This window comes from Litorimonas sp., assembly GCA_029936425.1.
In the GTDB taxonomy this organism is placed as follows: Bacteria; Pseudomonadota; Alphaproteobacteria; order Caulobacterales; family Maricaulaceae; genus Litorimonas.
Window position 1 is genome coordinate 124,741 of record JAPYSU010000008.1, and the last position, 14,728, is coordinate 139,468.

Here is a 14,728-nt window from a genome sequence, read left to right on the forward strand (position 1 = left end):
TCTCTTTAAAATCCCATCTCTTGTGGCGTTGGTATGCGCCGCAGCGTTTGTCCCCCCGTGACATCAATGATTTGACCTGTGACAAAGGCCTCGTCGGAAGCGAGCCACAGAGCGGCATTGGCGATATCTTGCGTGGTGGGGGCGCGGCCAAGCGGCGTCTCATTTAGAAAAGCCTGTGCGAGGCTCTCCACCTCAAAAGCTTGCTCCGTCATTGTTGTTTTTGTGAAGCCCGGCGCTATCGCATTCACACGGATGTTTTTCGGACCATATTCGACGGCGGCGATCTTCACCGCATGATCCGCGCCGCTTTTCGCGCCAGCGTAACCCGCGTAACCGGGCGGAGCCAAGATGGCCGTCATGCTTGAGGCCGTAATTAGAGAGCCGCCAGGCGTTTCTCCAGAAGACATACGCTCTGCCATATGTTTAAAAAACAGAATCGGCCCCATGAAATGCACGTCTGAAGATCGGCGCAAATCTTCCGGTGTGATTTCGCTAATCGGACCACTAACCTCAATCCCGGCATAGTTTACCGCTATATCGAGACTGCCAAATTCAGAGATTGCCCTGTCCGCAAGAGCGGCCAAACTCTCCTCATCAGTGACATCTGCTGTCACCGCGAGTGCCGAAACATTCTCCGCGACAGTCTTAAGGTCTGCCTCACGCCTCGCTGCAAGAATTAAATTTGCTCCCTCTTTCGCAAAACGCATTGCTGTAACGGCGCCCATACTATCGGGGTTGGACGCTCCGATTATAATGGCTGTTTTACCTGCTAAGCGACCGCTCACTGGCATCCCCTATGACCTATATTGATTTCATGCGCTTCTAGATATCGCCTTTACTTTATTATACGGAATGGTGCGGCCCTAACGAGCTAATCAATCTAATAGCTACACATATGAGGCGCGGCCAATTATGTGACAGAAAACACTCTGCATGAACTTAAAAATAGTCAGGGGATATGGGTCAGTCATTTATTAAGGCGGTCGCGTTTAAAGATCTAGTAGATCGCAAATCCGCCTGCATGAAACTCAATGATTGGCCGGTCTTGCTGATCTACTCTAGCAATAAAGTATTCGCGATGATGAATATGTGCAGTCACCAAAATTCCGAATTGGAAGGCGGCAGAATAAGACGCGGCACAATAATGTGCCCGCTCCACGGCGCCCGTTTCAAGCTTGAAAACGGAGAGAATATCGGGGGGCAATACCCCCCGGTGAAAACCTTCAATTCTAGAATTAAGGACGCTTGGGTCGAAGTGGAGATCCCCGATGAGGCCTATGTCGCAGAAATCGCATCTGCGTCCGGCTTTTAAATTTACAGGAGAGACAGAAGATGAGTTTTTCAGGACCTTTTGAAGATAGACTGGCTATTCGCGAGTTATTGGACGTTTATTCCGATGCCGTCTGCCGGAACAATGCCGAGGAATGGGGCGCTTGTTGGGCCGAGGACTCCAGTTGGAGCCTGCCCGACTACCCGGAATTTCCCGATGTGATCGGCCGCAAAGCGATCGTCGATATGTGGGTCGGCGCGATGGCTCAGTATCCGGGGGTTATTTTTGTTTCAACGCCGGGTCATATCGTCGTAAACGGAGACACCGCTGAAGTCCGCTGCTACACTTCTGAAGTATTTGATGATAAGAATGGGCGCACAACGAGAGATCGTGGCTACTATGAAGATGAATGCGTCAAGATCGACGGTAGCTGGGTTTTCAAGAAACGAGTATTCAAAAAAATTCACAGAGAAGAGCCCAAATAGTTTTTAGAGTTGCATTCTGATATTCCATTCCGAATGCGTCCTCAGAAAATTTACGGCTCAACAATGTCTAGCTATAAACAACCTCTACCGGGTCTCAGGTGGAGGCAAACCCCATAAATGTCCTGTTTAAAATAGAAACCAAAATCCGGGCATTTGAACGATTTTCACATTTATTTTTCAGACATTACGCAAAGAAAAGTCTGTGCTGTCTTTAGGATTGTTTGAGCGTTAACGCTCCACCCAAATCAATCTTTAATACGTTATAAAATTTGAGGAAAATGGCGCACCGGGGAGGATTCGAACCCCCGACCCCTTGATTCGTAGTCAAGTACTCTATCCAGCTGAGCTACCGGTGCTTAGAGTGCGCGGTGAGGCGCGGTGGTCGCAATCTCTTGCGAAGGCGCGTTAAAGCGGAAACGAGTCCGTTTTGCAAGCGCTATTTCAGTGATTTCTTGCCATTGACTGCATCCTTTTTCAGCTCTCTTTTGCGAAATGGATCCCGCGCATCAGCGCGCGGGCAACGCAGCGGGCGGCGGCCCCGCCGAGTTCGGCGAGCGCCGCAGGGCTGTCGCAAGTCTGCTCCCCCAGAGAAAGCGCAAAAATCGTATCTCCGTCCAGCGGCGTATGGGCGGGCTGCACCGCCAGGGGGATACCGTCCTGCGCCATAATCGCCAGACGCTTGAGCTGTTTCTGGGACAATCCCGCATCCGTCAGGACCGCGCCGATGACGGTCGATTGCCCGGCAGATTTCAGAAATTCGAGCTTTGTATCTGTCGCCGTCTGATATTTATACTCCGCCGGCGGCCGCTCCCCCCCAAACTCGCCGCCCTCTTCATAGGCCCAGGCCCAGGGGCAGGACGTTCCGGGCATGTAGGGCGAGCCCACCGGATTGGCGGCAATAATCGCTGTGAGGGTCACGCCGCCGGCCGTTTCCGTGGCAACGCCCAGTCCGCCGCGATATATTCCGGCCGTGGCCCCAAATCCGGCGCCGGCGCGGCCTTCTTGAACGTCCCTTTGCGCACTTTCGCAGGCCGCAAGCGCCAAGTCCCGAAAGGGCGGCGACCCGCCCCAATTCTTGTCTCCGCCATTGGCATTATCGAATAAGATCGCGCTTGGCACGACGGGGGAGACCGGGATAGGTTCCGGCCCGGGGGCGTAGCCAATGCGCTTTTGCCCCAGCCAGACGGTCACAGCGTCCGCGGCGGCCAGTCCGTAAACGGACCCGCCGGACAGGACGACAGCGTGGACTTTTTCTATCAGCCCGCCATCCTGCAAGGTCATGATCTCGCGCGTTCCAGGCCCGCCGCCACGCACATCCACCGCGCAGGTCGCCGGACACTCCGGCAAGATTACGGTCACGCCGGTTTTGACAGAGACCTGATGCGCCTGCCCGACTTTAACGCCGGCAAGGGAAAGGGGAGACATAAAAGACATACGCCTCATTACGCGAGGCGGACGGGATTTGCCAGAGTAACAATCTTCGTATTTTGTCCTGCGCATTTGCCCTGCCCGGCCCTGTCGCCTCATATTTTCACCTCAATCCATCATATAGCTCTCTATATGCCGGCACCAAAAAGATTTGGTGCGCTCAGCGATTGAAAAATTAAGCCTTCACAGTAATTCACAAAGCGATAGCTTTGCTTTATGGGCCTAGAGGATAACATCCTTTACCGCCTTGCAGCTTTTGTGAGAAAGAAATTTAATGCTGACGAAAACACGACAGAAACTCGCTCGGTTTCGGCAACGCGGCTCTCCTTTGGCGTCTCTGGTTGATTTTTCCCTCTGGTCCCTTCGGTCTGTGCTCAACCCCCGGCTTAAGAGTTTCTGGTTCATTGTTTTCATTTCCGCTCTCTTTGCGGCGGCGTTCTATCTTGCCCCCTACCCTCTTTATATTGCTGCCGGTTTTATAGCGTTTCTCTTGCTGGTTCTGCTCACCCTGATGCTGAGCTATTTGCGGTCCATCAGCCGGAGCCACACACATGCCCTCGGCCTCGCCAGACAGGAGATTGGCGGGTCTCTTATGGATATCCGGAAAGAGCATACAGAGATCCGGAAAGAGCAGATTGCTTCTGCAGCCAAGCAGGAAAGCCTGTTGGAGAACGGAATTGCAGAGGCCAAGCGGGGTATGAAAGCCCGCTCGGACAGTCTGGAGGCAGAACTTGATATGCTTGGCAACCGTCTGGTGGATCTCTCCCAGGAATTAAGGGCGCTCAGATCCCATTCAAGTCAGAGCGCGCAGCAGCTCGCGGAAATTCAGGACAATCTGGAAAAGAAACTGGAGGCTTTGCAAAGAGGCTTTCCCTTGCCCTCCGGTAAAAACGCTCCGACAGATTTGGGCGAAATCGTCTCGGATGTGGCGGCGCTCCAGAATAGACTTGATAATCAGACAAAAAATGAAGCCAGAACGACAAAAAATCTAAGCGATGCAATCAACGCATTGAAGACCCAATTAGCTGAAATCAAAAAGGCGAAGTGAATCATGTCGGATAAAGTCTCGTGACAGACGGGTCCTATGCATTCAGGGACTTAGGCAACGCCCTCAAGGACCTCAAAGCCTGGTCGGTTATCGCCGCAAAGCAAATCCAGATAGAAAACAGACGGAACTTTCTGGGTCTGTCCTGGCTGATTATCAGCTTTGCCATTCCGACCTTGGGTATTGGCTGGCTCTTGGCCAAATTACAGGGCCTGCCTTTGGAGGAGCATATTCCCCACGTCGCCTTTGGCTTTGTCGCTTGGAATTTTCTCTCCAGCTGCATTACCGAAGGGTGCCATATATTCTACCGCAATCGATCCATGCTCTTACAGGCGCCCTTATCGCGGTCCGGCTTTGTCATTTCGCTGATTTTCAAAAAGCTCTTTTTATTGCTCTTTCACTTTATCGCGGCTTGCGGCATTGCCGCCGCCTTTGGCTGGCGTCCGGACTGGCACGCTTTGTTTCTTCCGGTCTCTCTGCTGATTTATTTTGTAACCGCCATCGGGGCGATATTAGTGGTGTCGATTATCAGCGCCAGAATACGCGACTTTTCCGAAATCATCTCTGCCGTCATCCGGCTCTCTTTCTTTTTTACGCCCATTATCTGGTCTGCCAATACGCGTAATCTGGAGAGCTCCTCCGTGCTTGAATTCGTCGCCGGCATTAATCCCCTGACCTATTACGTAAACCTGCTTCGCGAACCGGCCAGAGGGAGTTTTCCGGACATTCAGACCTTTGGCATCACACTTGGTATCGCGGCTTTTTTAATTATTCTTGGACTTGTGCTTTTGCAAAAGAACGGACGAAAAATTGTCTTCTACATTTAAAAAATCAAAGAGCCCCCAGTCAGAGATATCCAAGTCAGAGAGCCTCAAGTCAGAGAGCCTCAGGAAAGACAAAGCCGAGCCGCCCAAGAAATCGGACGCAAACGGCAAGACGGATATTTTTCCGCGAATTATCGCCAAAGACGTTGAAGTCACTTACCCCCTCGGCTCTTTTACGGCCGCCATGCGCAACAGATCCGGTTACAAGGCGCTTAGCGGAATTAATTTTGATCTGAAACCAGGGAGCCGACTTGGCCTGCTTGGCCGCAACGGCTCCGGCAAATCCACCCTTTTAAGAACGCTCGCCGGCGTGTTTCCGCCCAGCAGCGGAACTCTGGACATTCAGGGCGAAATCTCCTCGATCTTCAATGCCACATCAGGATTTGTTCCCAATGCAACGGGGCGCGAAAACATTATTCTACGCGGCTATATGCTGGGTCTGGAGTATGAAAAAATCAAAGATCTTATTCCCAATATTGTTGAATTTTGCGAATTGGGCGAATGGATAGACCGCCCCGTTTATCAATATTCCAGCGGGATGACGCTACGGCTCGCCTTTGCTATCGCGACCTCGCTACGCAGTCATATCCTGTTGATGGATGAATGGCTGGGCGCCGGGGACGCCGAGTTTATTGCCAAGGCGCAAAAGCGTATGGACGAAATGGTCGAAAACGCCCAGATAATTGTTTTGGCGTCTCATAACATGCCTCTGCTTTCGCGTGTCTGCGATACCTGTCTCGTGCTGGACAAGAGCAAGGTCGTCTTTCACGGAGACACAAAGGAAGCCATTAAGCTCTATCGCGGCGTCCGGGACGGAACCTGATATCGCCGCCCGCTTCGCAGAGCATCCCCTTCACAGCGATATTGATGTGACACTTACAGTGTGACGCGTTAGGCAGTCTTATGACCGCCCTAATAGACCCTGCCAAATTTAAAGACCCCAAGAGAACCGCCAAGGGCGAAACCCGCGCAACAGTCGCCTTTAACAAGCTCGAAACGCTCTGGTTTAATACGGGATCGCTGTGCAATATTGAATGCGAAAACTGTTATATTCTGAGCAGCCCCACAGCGGATCATTTTGTCTATTTCAGCCCCGAAGATATGGCGCCCTATCTGGACGAAGTGGACGAGATAGCGGACCGGCCTATTGAAATCGGCTTTACCGGGGGCGAGCCCTATATGAACCCGGACATTCTCCGCTTGTCGGAAATGGCGCTAGAGCGCGGGCACAGCCTGCTTATTCTGACGAACGCGATGAAGCCGCTCATGCGGCCCCGGCTGCAAAAGGGTATTTTGGAATTGAATAAACGGTTCCCCGGAAAAATGACCTTGCGCGTCAGCCTCGATCATTTCTCGGAAAAAGGTCATGACGCCGAACGCGGAGAGGGCAGTTTTGCCATAGCCCTGAAAGGCATGAACTGGCTTAGCCGTAACGGGGTTAAGTTGAACATTGCCGGGCGGGCGATGTTTTCCGAAGACGAAGCCGCCGCGCGGGCGGGGTACGGCGCCTTGATTGCCAAACAGGGCTGGGACATGGACGCCATGGACCCCGCGCAATTGAGTCTTTTTCCGGAAATGGACGAAAAAGTAGATGTACCGGAAATCACGACAGAATGCTGGGGCATTTTGGACGTCAGTCCCAACGCCATGATGTGTTCCAGCTCCCGCATGGTGGTTCGGCGCAAAGGAGAAAGCCGCCCCTGCGTTCTCGCCTGCACGCTTCTTTGGGATGATGACCAATTCGAGACAGGAAAAACCCTCACAGAAAGCCTGAATCCCGTCTCGCTTAATCATCCGCACTGCGCCAAATTCTGCGTTCTTGGCGGGGCGAGTTGTTCGGCGTGAGCTGTTAAGGCACCATATATTCGCTCGGCCCATTTACGTCGTTCAGAAACTTTTCCATTTCGACAAAGAATGTCTCGCGGTTTTTCTGAACCGAGAGATTATGGTTTTCGTCTTCAAACTCCAGAAAGGTCGCTTTTACATCCGCTTTTTCCAAGGCCTTTTTCATCCGTTCGAATTGTTCAAATTGAACATTTTCATCCTTGTCCCCATGGGCCAGAAAGACAGGGACGGTTATATTTTCCGCCACATTGACCGGAGAATTGGCGCGGCGTAGATCTTTATCCTCGAAGGCTTTTCCGAAAAATTTCTCCGCAGCATGTTTGCCGCCGCGGTATTTCTTCAAATCCTTTTTGGCTTCATCAATATCCGTCAATGCCGCCATGGCGATCGCGCATTTATAAAGATCAGGATCAGTCGCAACGCCCATCAGGGCGGCATATCCGCCATAGGACCACCCGGCAATGCAAGTACGTTCAGGGTCGGCATAGCCTTTTTCCATCAACCAGCGCGCGCCGTCTTCGACATCTTCCTGCATCACGACCCAATTTGACCGCCCGGCCTCGGCAAAACTTTTGCCATACCCTTCGGACCCGCGAAAATTCATTTGCAAGACGCCGTAACCCCGCGTGGCAAAAAACTGCGCAAAATAATCAAATTCATGAGAATCGCGCGCATAGGGCCCGCCATGCGGCAGGATAATAAAGGGCAGGTCTTTAAACTGCTCCGTTGTTTTCACATTGGGCGGAAAGGTGACAAATGCGGGAATCTTTTCCCCGTCTCGGGCCGTGTAATGGACGGCGCTCACATTCCCCAGATCGTCCGGAACAATTTCATTATACATGCGGCTTAGCCGCGCCGGGAGCTCGTCGCCTGAGTTGAAGATATAAAGCCCGCCCGGATCGTATGCCGCAGACATTTTCACCAGCACCGTTTTGCCGTTTTCCGTCTGATCAACAAAATCCACTGTGTAGTCGGTAAACTTGGCCCGCAATCTATCGAGCAGAGTGCCGTATTTATCCAGAAGTTCAATCTTGTCCTTATCCGCAATATACCGGGCCCCGATAACGGTTTCGCCGTCCTTGCTCAACACGACACCTGACGCATCATATTTATCATTGTGGAAAAGCGTCCGGGTGATTTTTTTCTGTTTCAGATTATAGATATATAGTCCCAAAGTATCCCGGCCCTGATAATCGGCGATGACCAGTTCTGTGCCGTCTTTCAGAATGCCGTAAATATCTGTCTCCGGGGTAATTCCGGGATAATCATCACTTCTATCCCAGCGCTGCGTTTCGGAATTGTAGATAATCATTTTCTTGTCGCCGCCATCGGTCTGGCCGGCTCCGATTCGGGGCGTGCCATCTCCGTCGCTGATCCAGTACTCAATACCGTTTTTCCCGCGTTTGACCGTTCGGTCACGGCCTGTCGCCACATTGACCTTCTTGATATCGGGATAGGGGTCAAATTCCTTATCGGAATACGCCATCAAAATATGATTAGGGTCGTCTTCGAGCCAGTCGATAACGCGGCTATTGTTTTGACGGAACATGCCTCTGGGCTCAACGACAAGGCCACTTTCCTGAGTCTTTATATCTGCGGAATAGAGATAGCTCGCAGTATAGGGTGTATTTCTAAACGTATCTTGCCGATTGATGGAGGCCACCCATCTGTGATCATTCGCCCATTTAATAAACCCCGGCTTCACGCCTTCGCCTAATCTTATATATTGGGGATCCCCCTGATTATCGATATTCTGAACATAGATAACATACTCTCCCTCCACATTGACCACTACAGCGATATGCTTCCCATCCGGTGAAATAGCTGCATCATAAGCTATCGGAAGCTCCCCAAAAGCTTCGGCGGGCGGCGCCGCGTGGGCAGCCCCATTCACCAAAATAGACGAAGACATAATCTCGCTAGACAAAGAAACACATAGACCTAGTAAAAAGGTGGATAGGCTCCGTCTCAATAAAGTCGTCATAAATGGAAAGTCTCTTATTTGCCCATCCGAACAGGCTTTGCTTTAATCTTTAGCTATAAAGAGCAAAGTCGTCTGATAAATGCAAGTTTAGGGCGTAGCTCTTTACGGTGAAAATTCGCTTTCTCCGAGGTTTTCCTTCAGGAATTCCTCCAAACCCTTGAAAAAATCCTGGCGGTTTTCTTCATTCGAGAGGTAATGGTCCTCATCTTCAAACTCCATATAGGTCACTTCGGCAGAGCTGTCCTTCAAGGCGCGTTTCATACGTTTGAACTGATTGAAATTGACCTGTTGGTCCAATTCGCCATGCGCCAGAAAGAGGGGGACCGTCATGTCCTCGGCTATTTTGACAGGTGAATTGGCTTTTATATCGTCTTTGCTTTCAAATCCTGCGCCGATGAAACGCTCTGCGGATTGCTCGCCAAATCTGTAATCGCGCTGATCATTGATATGCGCGCGGATATCCGTCAGCGCCGCCATGGCGATGGAGCATTGATAAAGCTCCGGGTTTTTCGCTGCGCCCATCAAAGAGGCATAGCCTCCATAAGACCAACCCGCGATGCAGATACGGTCCGGATCGGCATAGCCTTTCTCGATGAGCCATTTTGTTCCGTCTTCGACATCTTCCTGCATGATGATCCAGTTTTCCCGGCCTGCCTTTTCAAAGGCCTGCCCAAAACCTTCCGAGCCGCGGAAATTCATTTGTAGAACGGCATAGCCGCGAGAGGCAAAGAACTGGGAGAAATAGTCGAATCTCTGACTGTCCCGTGCGTAAGGGCCGCCATGCGGCAAAATGATAAAAGGCAGGTTCTTAATCTGGGCCGTATCTGTGACCGTCGGCGGGAGCGTCACATAGCTCGGAATACGTTGGCCATCGCGTGCGGAAAATCCAACCGGGATAACCTCGCCAAGCATGTCCGGTTTCAAATCCGGATAATAGGCCCCGAGATTGACAGGTTTGCTATCCTTACCTTCGACCATCATCAGGGCGCCGGGATGATAAGGACTGCTCAGCTTGAAAAGCACGGTCTGACCGTCTTGCGATTGATCGACATAATCAATTGTGAAGCCCTGAAATGTGCGCCGCATGGACTGGAGTATCGTATCATTACCGTCCAGCATTTCGGTTTGGGGTGTATCCGCGATATAATTTGCGCCAATGATTTCTCCGCCGTCTTTGGACGTTATTACCCCTGACGCGTCATAAGTATCATTGTGGTAAATTTTGCGCGTTATGGATTTTTCCCTGAGATCATAAATGTAAAGTCCGAGGGTGTCCTGTCCCTGATAATCGCCAATAATCAGTTCATTGGGATCAGAGGTAAAACCGAAGATATTTGTATCCGCTCTCAACCCTGGAAATTCATCAGACTCCCGCCAGTAATCGTTGTCAGCGTCTTGTATTCGCAGAACAGCCGTCGCCTCTTTATCGTCCTTGCGGCCCTGGGCGATACGAAGTCTCCCGGAGCGGTCTGTTTGCCACCTCTGGATATCTTTCATGCCAATATGGACAATGCTGTCATTTCCTGTCGCGACGTTTACGCGGCGCAAATCGGGCGTAAGGTTATTATCCTTATCGGAATAGGCCATTAAAATATGGTTTGGGTCGTCCTCAAGCCAGTCCACAACAACATTGTTAAACTGCCTGAAAATAGCTGAATTACCCAAACGACTCCCGGTTGACGCGCCTCCGGCTGTGCGGGGGTCGACCAGGATTTTTCCCTCCATCGTTTCTATATTTAGCGTATATAGATATCCGCTTCGAAAGGGCACTCCGGATAATTCTTCGCTGCGCCAAAAGGAAAGAATAACCTGCTCCTCATTCGCCCATTTTACATAAGCCGGTTTGATCGTTTCTCCCAGGCCGGATATTTTTGGAGCTTCATCAGGTTTGTTAATCTCACTAATGCGGAGATAATACCGCCCGTCCTGGCTCATCACCGCAGCAATTTTCGTCGCATCCGGTGACAAAGCCGCGTCATATATCGCCGGAAGCTTCCCGAATGCTTCGGCAGGCGGCGGGGCGGCTTTCCCCTGCGAGGCGGTCAGAGACGTCAGTAAAAAAAGAAACAGACAGGACAGTAACTGTAAGAGGCGCATTTATATTCCCTAGTCGATTAAGGGGCCGCTTTCCCGGCCCGCTAAACCTTAAAGAGCAAAATGTTTGGACAAACGCAAGCCTTGAGACTGATAATGCGACCCGTCGCCGCCATAAAGCCGCGCGGGTTTTTCGCTTAAGGGTTCGAAGACCAACTTGGCAACAGATTGCCCGTGGCGCAGCAGGAACGGCACGTCCCGGCCTCTCACCTCCAGCACGGCGCGGCTGCCCTGACCGCCGGCCTCGTCCAGTCCGAAACCGGGGTCGAAAAAGCCGGCATAATGCGCGCGAAACTCGCCGATTTCCGGCGCAATCGGGGCCATCTCGGCGGCCTGATCCTGCGGAATAGAGACGGCCTCCTGGCTCGCCAGAATGTAAAACTCTTCCGGGTCCAGAACGAGCTGCCCGTCCGGAGCGTAAAGCGGCTCCCAGTAATCCCGCGCTTTATGGCCGCTAATGTCCCGCAGATCGACAAGGCCGGAATGCCGCCGCGCGCGCCAGCCGACAATTCCCGTCTGGTCCACGCCCTTCAGGTCAATACTGACCGTTTGCGTATCCAGAACTTTAGGCTCGCCTGTGCGAAAGCGCAGCTGCACCAGGCGGTCGCCCGGGCGCACCAAAATCGGAAAGGTTCGCGGCGCGACTTCGACATAGAGCGGTCCGTGATAGCCGCGCGGGACCGCGTCAAACCGCGTTGCGCCGTCGCAAATCACGCGGGTAAACACATCCAGCCGCCCGGTTGAACTTTTGGGGTTGGCCGCCGCGCTCAAATGCTCCGGCAAGGCCAGAGCCTCTCTGAGCGGAATAAGATAGACGCAGCCTGTTTCCAGCACCGCGCCATTTGTTATATCAATACTGTGCAGACAAAGCGCGTCTCTTGTCGCTTCAATCGCCTCGCCCTCTCCGGGGAGATAGCTCGCCCGCATGCGATAGGCGATATTGCCAAGCTGTAAATCCAGACTGGCAGGCTGCACCAGAGGCGGCAGCCCCTCCTCTCCGCCTGCCCCGAAGGATTGCGTGATGACGCTGTCCTCAATCAGGCCTTTGATGGCCTGCTCCGGGAGAATGCCCTTTTTCGCGCTGTCTGTCATGGAATTTGAGGTAGCACGCTATTCCCGTCTGACAAGAAAAGACTGTAAATTTTTGGGGGTTAATGGGTAAACCGCTTGCGAGTCGCGCAATCACACCGCATTGTCGCAGCAGAGAGACCGACGAATACGGGCCGATAAAGGATCCGGGCGTCAATTGAGAGGAGTGGGGGCATGGCAAGAATGGATTCGGCCATTTCGAACAGTATCAAAGTCAAAGAGACAGTGGCCTCCCCATTGTTTGAACAACGCACAAAGGACGTCATTGTCCGCGTCGAACCCGAATTTCTCGCCGAACAATCCTCCGTCTCCGACTCCCGCTTCATCTGGGCCTACACGGTCGAAATCGACAATCAGGGCGATAAAGACCTGCAAGTCACGGAACGGTTCTGGCAAATCGCGGATAGCCGCGGCCAGGTTCAGGAAGTGCGCGGCGCCGGCGTGGTCGGCGAACAGCCCACCATTAAATCCGGCGAAGTCTTTCGCTATACAAGCGGCGCGCCGCTCACCGCCCCGTCCGGCATGATGCTCGGCACGTACCGCGTCGAATCCCCTGACGGCGAGAGCTATGACATCGAGATTCCGGCCTTTGTCCTCGACAGCCCGCATGAAGGCTTGGGCGCAAATTAATCAATGTGAGGCCCCTCACCCGTTTTTCGCAGGTGATAAACCTGCCAATTAAATCTGCCATTCTATAAATCTGGAAAAATTGACGGCGCTGTCCTTCGCCGTTAGGTCTGAAGGTGTCCTTACCCCCGAGGACTGTAAAAACTCAGATTTTCAGGCCCCCAAATGACATTTCCGAAACCATACACGCCCGCCGAGACCCGCTACGACTCCATGCCCTATCGCAAATGCGGCCACTCCGGCATAAAACTTCCGGCGATCACTCTTGGCCTCTGGCAAAATTTCGGCGGCGAAGATGTGTTTGAAACCGGCCGCGCCATTTTGCGGCACGCTTTTGACAATGGCATTAATCATTTCGATCTCGCCAATAATTACGGCCCGCCTTACGGCTCAGCGGAAGAGAATTTCGGCAAGGTTCTGGCGAAAGACTTCAAAAACCACAGGGACGAGCTAATTATCTCGTCCAAAGCCGGCTGGGATATGTGGCCCGGACCTTACGGCGGAATCGGAAGCTCCAAAAAATACCTTATCGCCAGCTGCGATCAGAGCCTGAAACGTCTGGGTGTAGACTATGTCGATATTTTTTACTCCCACCGCGTCGATCCTGACACGCCGCTTGAAGAGACTATGGGCGCGCTGGCGCAAATCCATCGTCAGGGTAAAGCGCTCTATATCGGTATTTCGTCTTATTCGCCGGAACTCACCCGCAAAGCGGCGGAAATCCTCAGCCGGGAAAATGTCCCGCTATTCATTCATCAACCCTCCTATTCCATGCTCAACCGCTGGATAGAAGACGAGCTACTGGACACGCTCGAAGATCTCGGCGCGGGCTGTATCGGCTTTTCGCCTCTGGCGCAGGGACTGCTCACCGAGAAATATCTGGACGGCGTGCCGGAGGAGGCCCGCGCGTCCAAAGACGGCTCTTTCAGCAAGGATATGCTGACCGACACCAATATAAAGCGTATCCGGGAGCTGAATAAAATCGCCGAGCGGCGCGGACAATCTCTCGCCCAGATGGCCATCGCCTGGGTTCTGCGCGACCCACGCGTCACCTCCGCCCTGATCGGCGCACGGACCGTGGACCAACTGGCAAACTCCCTCGCCAGCCTAGAAACGCTCGACTTTTCAGATGAAGAACTGAAGGAAATAGATAAATACGCCAAAGACGGCGACATCAATATCTGGAGCGTATCGTCTGATTTGTGAGAGGCTGCGATGATGCTTTCTTCCCCCGTTCACGGGGTTTGAGCCAAAGAATGATTGGTTATCATTCGATGTGAAAGCTGTCCAAAGGGCGGGGTACAGTTTGTGCGATTGAGCGGCTTGACGTAGATCGGCAAATGAAGCGCCTTTCGGCAGAGGTCAGACGGGGAGTGACATGATGTCGAACCCGTTTCCGTCATTGCAAGACCCCGTTCTTGCAATCCATCTCCGGGTGTTTGCTACGCGCCCCAATGGCGGTATTAATCATCAAATTCCAACACAATCTCTTTCCAATCTGGATTATGTTTCTCAATCGTGTTGATTTTCCATTGGCGTGGCCATCCCTTCATGGTTTTCTCACGTTAAATAGCGTCGGTGACTAAGTCGAAACGGTCAAACCAGACCAAACGGATCACGTCGAAATCTGCTGTGAAGCCTTCGTTTTGTTTTTCTTTATGCTCGCGGAGACGTTCACCCAGATTATTAGTGACGCCAAGATATATAGCTCCGTTTTTTCGGTTACAGAGGAGATAAACGTAGCCATAGCGCATAGCCGTAAAATGCAGGAGATGGATTACAAGAACAAGGTCTTGTAATGACGAAAGAATAATTCAAGCATTTTCATTTTAAATCCCCGTCCCCACTTATCCCGCCAAAAACCCCAAAATTCCCAATCCCTTACAGAAAATCGACGAGATAGATCCTCGCTTTGCATTTCCGTGCTAATTTCAAACTCGTTCTTTTGTTCATGGACAGGTAGACGTCACCTACCGGAGCAAGGGACAGCGAGGTTGAGCATCGGGTGGTGACACATCCGACTGTGCCGGGCCACCG

General features: G+C 52.3%; 14 protein-coding genes and 1 tRNA gene. 8 read left to right on the plus strand and 7 right to left on the minus strand.

The genetic code is table 11. The features are described 5' to 3' along the window. Positions 1 to 5: 5 nt before the first annotated feature. Positions 6 to 785: an SDR family NAD(P)-dependent oxidoreductase gene (locus ACN0IC_RS09295; protein WP_416878503.1), complete on the minus strand. Its 780-nt coding sequence runs from the start codon at positions 783 to 785 to the stop codon at positions 6 to 8. 173 nt (positions 786 to 958) lie between these two features. Here ACN0IC_RS09295 and ACN0IC_RS09300 point away from each other — a divergent pair, with 173 nt between their 5' ends. Both ACN0IC_RS09300 and ACN0IC_RS09305 read left to right on the plus strand, forming a co-directional pair. Continuing rightward, a complete protein-coding gene (locus ACN0IC_RS09300) occupies positions 959 to 1,312 on the plus strand; it encodes a Rieske (2Fe-2S) protein (protein WP_416878504.1) in 354 nt (117 codons plus the stop codon). Positions 1,313 to 1,332: 20 nt separating this feature from the next. Continuing rightward, a complete protein-coding gene (locus tag ACN0IC_RS09305; protein WP_416878505.1) occupies positions 1,333 to 1,755 on the plus strand; it encodes a nuclear transport factor 2 family protein in 423 nt (140 codons plus the stop codon). Positions 1,756 to 2,034: 279 nt separating this feature from the next. Here ACN0IC_RS09305 and ACN0IC_RS09310 read toward each other — a convergent pair. Continuing rightward, positions 2,035 to 2,111: transfer RNA gene (locus ACN0IC_RS09310), tRNA-Arg, on the minus strand. Positions 2,112 to 2,229: 118 nt separating this feature from the next. Next, a complete protein-coding gene (locus ACN0IC_RS09315; RefSeq protein ID WP_416878506.1) occupies positions 2,230 to 3,189 on the minus strand; it encodes a P1 family peptidase in 960 nt (319 codons plus the stop codon). 268 nt (positions 3,190 to 3,457) lie between these two features. Between ACN0IC_RS09315 and ACN0IC_RS09320 the strand changes: the two genes are divergently transcribed. The 4 genes from ACN0IC_RS09320 to ACN0IC_RS09335 all read left to right on the plus strand — a co-directional run bounded on the left by ACN0IC_RS09320 (position 3,458) and on the right by ACN0IC_RS09335 (position 6,897). Continuing rightward, entirely contained in the window at positions 3,458 to 4,231 is a 774-nt protein-coding gene (locus tag ACN0IC_RS09320) for a hypothetical protein (RefSeq protein WP_416878507.1), read from the plus strand. 20 nt (positions 4,232 to 4,251) lie between these two features. Beyond that, entirely contained in the window at positions 4,252 to 5,055 is an 804-nt protein-coding gene (locus tag ACN0IC_RS09325; RefSeq protein ID WP_416878508.1) for an ABC transporter permease, read from the plus strand. Then, positions 5,039 to 5,875: an ABC transporter ATP-binding protein gene (locus ACN0IC_RS09330; RefSeq protein ID WP_416878509.1), complete on the plus strand. Its 837-nt coding sequence runs from the start codon at positions 5,039 to 5,041 to the stop codon at positions 5,873 to 5,875. The genes ACN0IC_RS09325 and ACN0IC_RS09330 overlap by 17 nt, the downstream gene beginning before the upstream one ends. 80 nt (positions 5,876 to 5,955) lie before the next feature. Next, the gene (locus ACN0IC_RS09335) at positions 5,956 to 6,897 is read left to right on the plus strand and encodes a radical SAM protein (protein ID WP_416878510.1); all 942 of its coding nucleotides are present in this window, start codon (positions 5,956 to 5,958) and stop codon (positions 6,895 to 6,897) included. A gap of 4 nt (positions 6,898 to 6,901) precedes the next feature. On the opposite strand, the gene ACN0IC_RS09340 is transcribed toward ACN0IC_RS09335, so the two are convergent. The 3 genes from ACN0IC_RS09340 to ACN0IC_RS09350 all read right to left on the minus strand — a co-directional run bounded on the left by ACN0IC_RS09340 (position 6,902) and on the right by ACN0IC_RS09350 (position 12,067). After that, on the minus strand, positions 6,902 to 8,809 hold the full coding sequence (locus tag ACN0IC_RS09340) for a prolyl oligopeptidase family serine peptidase (protein WP_416878511.1): 1,908 nt from the start codon (positions 8,807 to 8,809) through the stop codon (positions 6,902 to 6,904). Positions 8,810 to 8,983: 174 nt separating this feature from the next. After that, complete coding sequence (locus ACN0IC_RS09345; protein WP_416878512.1) at positions 8,984 to 10,978, minus strand: alpha/beta hydrolase family protein; 1,995 nt, start codon at positions 10,976 to 10,978, stop codon at positions 8,984 to 8,986. Positions 10,979 to 11,026: 48 nt separating this feature from the next. After that, positions 11,027 to 12,067, minus strand: coding sequence for a 2'-deoxycytidine 5'-triphosphate deaminase (locus ACN0IC_RS09350; protein WP_416878513.1), 1,041 nt, complete (start codon positions 12,065 to 12,067; stop codon positions 11,027 to 11,029). Positions 12,068 to 12,238: 171 nt separating this feature from the next. Between ACN0IC_RS09350 and apaG the strand changes: the two genes are divergently transcribed. After that, positions 12,239 to 12,694 carry a Co2+/Mg2+ efflux protein ApaG gene (gene apaG / locus ACN0IC_RS09355; protein WP_416878514.1) on the plus strand — a complete coding sequence of 152 codons (456 nt, stop codon included), beginning with the start codon at positions 12,239 to 12,241 and terminating at the stop codon, positions 12,692 to 12,694. A gap of 162 nt (positions 12,695 to 12,856) precedes the next feature. Continuing rightward, a complete protein-coding gene (mgrA, locus tag ACN0IC_RS09360; protein WP_416878515.1) occupies positions 12,857 to 13,897 on the plus strand; it encodes an L-glyceraldehyde 3-phosphate reductase in 1,041 nt (346 codons plus the stop codon). 359 nt (positions 13,898 to 14,256) lie between these two features. On the opposite strand, the gene ACN0IC_RS09365 is transcribed toward mgrA, so the two are convergent. Then, entirely contained in the window at positions 14,257 to 14,445 is a 189-nt protein-coding gene (locus tag ACN0IC_RS09365) for a GIY-YIG nuclease family protein (RefSeq protein WP_416878516.1), read from the minus strand. Positions 14,446 to 14,728: the final 283 nt, after the last annotated feature.

Bases quoted from the DNA above. Each gene is read 5' to 3' on its own strand.
- ACN0IC_RS09300 (WP_416878504.1), top strand. From the start codon at position 959: ATGGGTCAGTCATTTATTAAGGCGGTCGCGTTTAAAGATCTAGTAGAT.
- ACN0IC_RS09305 (WP_416878505.1), top strand. From the start codon at position 1,333: ATGAGTTTTTCAGGACCTTTTGAAGATAGACTGGCTATTCGCGAGTTA.
- ACN0IC_RS09315 (WP_416878506.1), bottom strand. From the start codon at position 3,189: ATGTCTTTTATGTCTCCCCTTTCCCTTGCCGGCGTTAAAGTCGGGCAG.
- ACN0IC_RS09320 (WP_416878507.1), top strand. From the start codon at position 3,458: ATGCTGACGAAAACACGACAGAAACTCGCTCGGTTTCGGCAACGCGGC.
- ACN0IC_RS09335 (WP_416878510.1), top strand. From the start codon at position 5,956: ATGACCGCCCTAATAGACCCTGCCAAATTTAAAGACCCCAAGAGAACC.
- ACN0IC_RS09340 (WP_416878511.1), bottom strand. From the start codon at position 8,809: ATGTCTTCGTCTATTTTGGTGAATGGGGCTGCCCACGCGGCGCCGCCC.
- ACN0IC_RS09345 (WP_416878512.1), bottom strand. From the start codon at position 10,978: ATGCGCCTCTTACAGTTACTGTCCTGTCTGTTTCTTTTTTTACTGACG.
- ACN0IC_RS09350 (WP_416878513.1), bottom strand. From the start codon at position 12,067: ATGACAGACAGCGCGAAAAAGGGCATTCTCCCGGAGCAGGCCATCAAA.
- apaG (WP_416878514.1), top strand. From the start codon at position 12,239: ATGGCAAGAATGGATTCGGCCATTTCGAACAGTATCAAAGTCAAAGAG.
- mgrA (WP_416878515.1), top strand. From the start codon at position 12,857: ATGACATTTCCGAAACCATACACGCCCGCCGAGACCCGCTACGACTCC.
- ACN0IC_RS09365 (WP_416878516.1), bottom strand. From the start codon at position 14,445: ATGCGCTATGGCTACGTTTATCTCCTCTGTAACCGAAAAAACGGAGCT.